The organism is [Clostridium] aerotolerans DSM 5434 (assembly GCF_000687555.1).
GTDB lineage: Bacteria > Bacillota > Clostridia > Lachnospirales > Lachnospiraceae > Lacrimispora > Lacrimispora aerotolerans.
This window is the reverse complement of the sequence record NZ_JHWJ01000041.1, coordinates 1-2,351: the sequence shown is the minus strand read 5'-3', so window position 1 is coordinate 2,351 and position 2,351 is coordinate 1. Positions and strand designations below refer to the sequence as shown.

1 protein-coding gene and 1 pseudogene are annotated in these 2,351 nt (G+C 41.9%); both read right to left on the bottom strand.

All coding sequences use genetic code 11. The annotated features are described in order from the left end of the window. Window positions 1–667 (bottom strand): annotated as a pseudogene (locus tag T546_RS25765) (collagen-like protein); the annotation flags it as partial. Between the two features lie 959 nt (window positions 668–1,626). Continuing rightward, window positions 1,627–2,351, bottom strand: a 725-nt coding sequence (locus T546_RS25760) for a hypothetical protein (RefSeq protein ID WP_026893484.1), incomplete at its 5' end; no start/stop codon positions are given.

Here is a 2,351-nt window from a genome sequence, read left to right as displayed (position 1 = left end):
CTCCTGTTGGACCGGTCGCTCCCGTATCTCCCGTTGGACCTGTCGCTCCTGTTGGACCGGTCGCTCCTGTGTCTCCTGTTGGACCGGCCGCTCCTGTCGCTCCCGTTGGGCCTGTCGCTCCCGTATCTCCTGTTGGACCTGTCGCTCCTGTAGCTCCTGTTGGGCCAGTCGCTCCTGTAGCTCCTGTTGGACCGGTCGCTCCTGTATCTCCCGTTGGACCGGTTGCTCCTGTTGGGCCCGTCGGACCAGTTGATCCTTCACCAGTAATATCATCTTCAACAATGACAAGAGTAGCCGTTAATGGAACAGTAACAGCATAGAATACTTCGTCAGTGCTGGCATTAATTAAAGATAAAGTTTGTGGTGCGGTGGTGATTTCTATAATTCCAAAACCAACTACTTCTCCTGTTTTAATTGGAGAATTACCTTCCAGTAAGTCTCCTTGGGAAGAAGCTAATGCAAATACCACCCCACTCGATTGAGTAGATTGCGTTGCAACCCACCAGTTTATCACGTATCTCCCTGGTTCATTAAATGTTATAACACCTGTTGCAGTATTGTAGCTAATATTTCCTGACAAAAAAACAATGTTTTCGAAAATCACATTAGCATTAGCAGCTACTGTACCAGCTGAAACACGTTCTATTTGTAATGCTATATTGCTCATAGAGAATGTTCTCCTTTCTATGTCAAACGGTAAAAAAATGCATGAGCATAAAAAGCTCACTACACTACTATAGTATGACAATGAAATGACTTGTTTCATAATCACAAAGATGGGCCCTTGACACAAAAATGGAAGGAATAGCTTTCAATAATTTAATATATTATAAAAATAAACACTTAATTAATCTTTCCTGTATTATTAAACATCAGTAATAAAACCGAAGTAATTATCTTTATAATTATGAAAAGATGATACTTAATAATTTATCTAGGACTGATTTTGCTTTTCAATATTATGTAAATCAGAAAGAAAACCCTATATTTATCTCCAAATAAGTGTAAGATCTTCTTTGTACATCTCTTAAAACAAAACTATATTAATATACTATTTTTATGATATAGATATTGTAATATTAAATAAATAATTACTAGCATGAGAATGAAGAATAATTCTTAACATAACCCAAAATAAGCAGGACGACATGGGATTGATTTCCGATGACACTCTTCTTTTTATCTCTTATTTTCTACTCTCAAGAAACAAACGCGCATAGGAATTAGTATATTGGCTGACATTCCCACCGGGTGGGGACCATGTCTAGCAAATATAGGTCTGAGCATCCAGTGAAATTAAAGGGGTTAATTCTTCTTAGGACTTATCTTTATGAGGAGGTGCGTGTATCTAAATAATTATCTATTTTCAGAACAAAAAATTCCGACATCTAGTTTCTTATCATTAGCGGAAATTATCTCTTCTTTGAAAGTTATACTAATCAAAACGGTAATAAGGACTCAGATATCAGCAGAATGAAACAGTATGAAAAGTAGCAACGATCGTAAGGGTATTTGTTCTATCAATTAAAAGTTAAATACTAGTTCGTAAAAAACCCAGTAATTTAACCAGAAATAGATTTACCCCAAAGGCAGCCTCGAAATCTCAAGGCTGCCTTTGATTAAAGTCTAGAAAATGAGCAAGTTAATATTTCGAACAGAAGCTGTTCCAGATGTCACATTTGTTGCGGCTGTTGTTATAATACGAATTTCATAAGTGGTAGTGGCCGTCGCCGGAGCAGTATCTACAAAAGTATCTGATAATGTAAAAGACTGAGTACCCGCTCCTGAACCACTTCGATTAAGCGGACGTGATTCAAGTAATACCCCATTACGATACAATCTAGATTCAGCACTAAGGGCGTAGTTGGCTGTAGTAACATATGACAAGCTATTTGCGGAATCTATTTTCACTCGATTATTCAATGTCAAAGCCGCAGAAACGGTTGATACACTTACTTCTGTATTTAAAGGCGGATAGACAGCAATATTTCCTGCAGTATTACTAAATGCCAATGCACCTGTACCATTGGGACCGGTAGCTCCTGTTGGGCCTGTAGAACCCGTATTCCCTGTTGGACCGGTTGGACCCGTGGCTCCCGTTGGACCAGTGGGGCCAGTAATTCCTGTTGGGCCGGTGCCTCCTGTTGCTCCCGTTGGACCAGTGGCTCCTGTTGGACCGGTCGGGCCGGTAATTCCTGTTGGGCCGGTGCCTCCTGTCGCTCCGGTTGGGCCCGTGGCTCCCGTTGGACCGGTTGGGCCGGTTGGGCCCGTAATTCCTGTTGGGCCGGTGCCTCCTGTTGCTCCGGTTGGACCCGTGGCTCCCGTTGGACCGGTCGCACCGGTTGGGCCGG